Raw genomic sequence first — 4,663 nt, forward strand, 5'->3', positions numbered from 1 at the left:
TGTTCAACAGCTTTTTTATGTATTCGGTTGGCTGGGGAGGAAGGATTCGAACCTTCGCATGCCGGAATCAAAATCCGGTGCCTTAACCAGCTTGGCGACTCCCCAACTATCTTGCAATCCAATTCCGCAACGGATGTTCAGCTAACCCAGTACATGCCTGCACTAACCGAAACCGTGGATGCGTTTGACTGAATGTTTTATCAGCGCCGCGCATTGTAGCGGATATTTCTGCTTCTGCCAAAACGGCTTCGGAGAGCTCGGAAAATTCGGCGAACAAACACGCACCAGATCCCGACATGCGAACTGGGGTTCCGCGAAGGATTCCCTGTTCAGCAAGCCACCGCGATGCCCCAAGCACTTCAGGATAAAGACGGTAGACCACCGGCTCCAAATCATTCCTGCCGAAGCAGAAATTAGGCGAAGCAAGAAAGTCCGGTATTGTGATGTAAGAAGAATCCCTTGTCAAATCGGGTGCGGCAAATATTTGTGGCGTGGGCACGCTGGCGTCCGGTTGCGCCACCAGATAAGCGCGCTGCGGCAGCGTCACCGCGGTCAGGTCTTCGCCCACGCCCTGGGCGAACGCGGACTGGCCGAAGACGAAGACGGGCACGTCGGCGCCCAGCGGCAGCGCCAGCGCCATGAGCTCGCGCCGCGACAGTCCCGTGCCCCACAGCCTGTTCAGCGCGATCAGCACCGAGGCGGCATCGCTGGAACCCCCACCCAGCCCTCCCCCCTGCGGAATGCGCTTTTCCAGGCCGATCTGCACGCCCTGCTTCACGCCCGTGGCCCGCTGCAGCGCGTGCGCGGCGCGCAAGGTCAAGTCCTGATCTTCCGGCACGCCCGGCAACTCCGCGGCGCGGCTGATGACGCCATCGGCGCGCAGGTCGAAATGCAGGGTGTCGCACAGATCGATGAAACGGAAGACGGTCTGCAGCAGGTGGTAGCCATCGGCACGACGGCCCACGACGTGCAGGAATAGATTCAGCTTGGCGGGAGCGGGTACGTCGTAGAGAGTCACGGCTGGGCGAAAAAAAAGCGGTAGCCCGATTTTACCGGCTACCGCTGGTTTCGAGCCGGCACGGCCCGCCATTCAAGGCTGATTGACCACCAGCCGCAGCATGATCCGACGGCCCGGTTCCTGGCGTTCCAGCACCAGCAATTGCGGGCCCAACGTGTCGTAGCGCGACAGCCGCGCGCGCCAGCCGCCTTGCTCGAAAGCCGCCGGGCGGCCCAGTTCGTCCCGGGACACTTCGGTGGCCTCGGGCGTGGCGGCGAGCTTGCCGCGCAGCCAGTCGCGCAGGCCGGACACCGGCATGCTGCTGCCCAGCGCTTCCTCGGCCAAGGCGTCGGGATTGTCGGCAACCAGGCGGGTGCCGTCGGCCTTGGTCAGGCTGGCCGCGCCGGGCCGCCCTTCCACGCGCGCCTCGGTCGAGCCCAGGGGATTGGTCAGGTCCAGCACATAGTGGCGGCCGTCGTCCGACCACGAGAAGCCGCCCTGTACGGCATTCTGCTTGCCGCTTTCCTCGTTGACGGTGATGGCGAAGCGGCCGATGCGCGAGAATGCGTCCGCGCTGGCGCCTTCGATCGGCTTGGGCGTGGTGCAGGCGGCCAGCGTCGCCGCCAGCATTGCCATCAGGAACCAGCGCAGCGGCGCGGCAGCGCCGGACATGCGTTGAACAACTGCCGTCACAGGCCGATCCCCAGGCGCTTGGCCACGTCCTGAACGGTCTTGTTCTTGGGATCCTTCGCCACCGCAGCGCGCAGCAGCTCGGTGGCCTGGTCGCGTTTGCCCTGGGCCCAGAGGACTTCAGCCAGGTGGGCGGCGATGTCGGCTTCAGGGCGCACGCTGTAGGCGCGCCGCAGGTAGTCGGCAGCGGCCGCGGAATCGCCCATGCGGTACTTGACCCAGCCCATGCTGTCGAGGATGAACGGATCGTTGGGAGCCAGCTCCAGCGCTTGCGTGATCAGATCCAGGGCCTCGGGCAGGCGCTGGTTGTGATCGGCCAGCGTGTAGCCCAGCGCGTTGTAGGCGTGCGCGTGATCCGGGTCCAGCGCGATGACCTGGCGCAGCATGCGTTCCAGGTCGGCCAGGCGGTTCTGGCGCTCGTACAGCATGGCCAGTTCGTATTTGATCTCGACCGTGTCGGGCAGCGCCTGATCGGCCGCTTCCAGCACCGACACCGCCTGCTGCACGCGGTCGGCGTCGCGCAGGATCTGGGCCTTGGTCAGCACGCCCAGCGTGCGCTCTTCCTCGTCCTGCGGGCCGGCTGCGTCGATCATGGCCAGCGCGTCGTCGATGCGGCCGCTCTTGGCGCGCAAGGCGGCCTGGCGCATATGCACCGAATAGCGCAGGGTGGGGTCGTCGATGCGGCCCAGTTCGGCGATGGCGTCGTCGTAATGCCCCTGATCCTCGGCGATACGGGCCAGCAGCACATGGGCATCGGCGGCGGCGGCGCCGGCGTCGGTCGCGCCCGGCACGGTAGCGCGTTGGCGCTGCTGCTGCACGTCCAGATACTGCTGCAGCAAGCTCTTGGCCTGCGGCAGCTGGCCGGCCTTGTAAGCCAGCTGCGCCTGCATGAACAGCAAATCGAAATCTTCCGGCGAACGGCGCGACATCGCCTGCAATTCAGCCAGCGCACCGTTGTAGTCGCCGCTGTCGGCCAACTGGCCAGCCAGCATCAGGCGCACCTTGCGGGCGCTGGGGTTACGGGCGATATAGGTACGGGCCTCGGTCTGCGCGCGCTGCGGGTCCACCTTGTAGCCGTACTCCAGCACGCGCAGGGCGGCGGCTTCCGACTTGGGATCCGCGGCCAGCGCCGCGCGCGACTCCTGCGCGGCGCGGGTGTAGTCGCCCGAAGCGGAAGCCACGTCCGCCAGCGCCAGGTGCGCGGCCGGCAATTTGCGCACGTTGTCGCTCAGGGATTCGTCCAGGATGCGCAAGGCCAGGCGGCGGTCATTCAGCCGGCTCAGCACGGCCAGGGCCTGGCCGATGGCAGCCGGCTTGTCACGCGAGGCATCGATGCGGTTGCGCAGGGCCTGCGACAGGCCCTTGGTCTGGCCATTGGCGGCAGCCAGCGCCAGTTCGGTGGAACTGGCCTCCACGTCGTTGGGGGACAGGCGCGCCCAGACCCGGGCGGCATCCAGGGCGCCGGGCAGGTTGCCGCCGGCCAATTGGAACTCGAGGGCGCGGCGGGCCAGGCGAGGATCGCCGGTATCCCGCGCCAGGCCCAGCATGGTGGTGGCCGCCGAACCGTACATGCCGCGCTGCGCGGCGATCTCGGACGCGAGCACGCGGTAAAAGATGTCGGCGGTCAGCGAGACATAGGGCAACTGCCCGGGGCGCAGCCGGATTACTTCGGTTTCAGGGTGGCGGCTCTGGGGCGCCATCCTGGGCCCGGTCGCATCGCGCGTCCGGCTGTCGGCGGCCTGGGCCGGCGGGGTCAGTATTGCAGCCAGCGCAAGCGCTAGCGCGGCGATCCCGATATTTATAGGTTTGAAAGACGACTTCACGCGGCCCGTCCGGTTGATGGCACAATCTTCGTACACGCAATTAATGATCTTACACTGGCTCATGCCGGAACTGCCTGAAGTCGAAACCACGCGCCGAGGAATCGACGCCGTCATCACCGGCCGGACGCTGACGCGGCTGGTCATCCACGAATCCCGCATGCGCTGGCCCATCCCGCCGGATCTGCCGGCCACGATCGCCGGCCGCGCCGTGCTGGAGTGCGCGCGCCGAGGCAAATATCTGCTGCTGCGGTTCGAACACGGCACCCAGATCGTGCATCTGGGCATGTCCGGCTCGCTGCGCAGCGTCGCCCCTGGCGAATTCCTGCGCAAACACGACCACGTCGAATGGATCTTCGAGGAAGCCGTGCTGCGCCTGCATGACCCGCGGCGCTTCGGCGCGGTGCTGTGGCACTCCGCCAACGACGGCCCCGTAGATGCCCACCCCCTGCTGGCCAAGCTGGGCATCGAGCCCTTCGACCCGCGTTTCGACGGCGCCTGGCTGCACCGCCACTTCAAGAACCACGGCGCCGCCATCAAGCAGGTGCTGCTGGCGGGCATGGCGGTGGTGGGTGTGGGCAATATCTACGCGTCGGAAAGCCTGTTCCGCGCCCGCATCAATCCCAAGACGCCGGCCAACAAGCTGTCGCCGGCCCGTTGCGAACGGCTGGCCGACATGGTGCGCGCCACCCTGGCCGACGCCCTGACCTCGGGCGGCAGCACGCTGCGCGACTACGTCGGGGCTACCGGTGAACCGGGCGCCTACTTCGAGATCCACGCCGCCGTCTACGAACGCGAGGGCCAGCCTTGCCGGGTCTGCGCCACCCCGATACGGCGCATCGTGCAAGGGCAGCGCGCCACCTATTACTGCCCGAAATGCCAGAAAAATTGACCACCGCCACCCCGGAAACCCACGGGAAATCCCTGAAAAAACAAGGGAATTCGTTTATAGCAAACGTATTGCACAAACACTAACGTCGAGCTATATTCCTTCCACACACCCTATTCCTAGAAAAGTGGAAGGAGCCTCCATGAGCAAGCAATTCGCCTCGCACGCCGACCTGGACGACAAGGTCGTCTCGTTCGAAAAACTGTCCGACAACGCCTATGCCTACACGGCCGAAGGCGACCCCAACACGGGCGTGATCATCGGCGA

At 65.9% G+C, this 4,663-nt stretch carries 4 protein-coding genes, 1 tRNA gene and 1 pseudogene; 2 read left to right on the plus strand and 4 right to left on the minus strand.

Translation table 11 applies throughout. From position 1 onward, the window contains the following. Positions 1 to 28: 28 nt before the first annotated feature. The 4 genes from VIR09_RS19680 to VIR09_RS19695 form a co-directional block, all read right to left on the minus strand. Positions 29 to 105 (minus strand) — tRNA-Gln (locus VIR09_RS19680). 1 nt (position 106) lies between these two features. Next, positions 107 to 1,018 carry a 4-(cytidine 5'-diphospho)-2-C-methyl-D-erythritol kinase gene (gene ispE, locus VIR09_RS19685; protein WP_332014392.1) on the minus strand — a complete coding sequence of 304 codons (912 nt, stop codon included), beginning with the start codon at positions 1,016 to 1,018 and terminating at the stop codon, positions 107 to 109. Between the two features lie 72 nt (positions 1,019 to 1,090). After that, a complete protein-coding gene (lolB, locus tag VIR09_RS19690; protein ID WP_332014393.1) occupies positions 1,091 to 1,669 on the minus strand; it encodes a lipoprotein insertase outer membrane protein LolB in 579 nt (192 codons plus the stop codon). Positions 1,670 to 1,686: 17 nt separating this feature from the next. Next, on the minus strand, positions 1,687 to 3,573 hold the full coding sequence (locus tag VIR09_RS19695; RefSeq protein WP_332014390.1) for a tetratricopeptide repeat protein: 1,887 nt from the start codon (positions 3,571 to 3,573) through the stop codon (positions 1,687 to 1,689). Here VIR09_RS19695 and mutM point away from each other — a divergent pair. Beyond that, complete coding sequence (gene mutM / locus VIR09_RS19700; protein WP_332014391.1) at positions 3,572 to 4,399, plus strand: bifunctional DNA-formamidopyrimidine glycosylase/DNA-(apurinic or apyrimidinic site) lyase; 828 nt, start codon at positions 3,572 to 3,574, stop codon at positions 4,397 to 4,399. The genes VIR09_RS19695 and mutM overlap by 2 nt on opposite strands. 139 nt (positions 4,400 to 4,538) lie before the next feature. Next, positions 4,539 to 4,663, plus strand: a pseudogene (locus tag VIR09_RS19705) (MBL fold metallo-hydrolase); the annotation flags it as partial.

Origin of the sequence: Achromobacter sp. (assembly GCF_036567245.1) — a bacterium.
Lineage (GTDB): Bacteria > Pseudomonadota > Gammaproteobacteria > Burkholderiales > Burkholderiaceae_B > Achromobacter.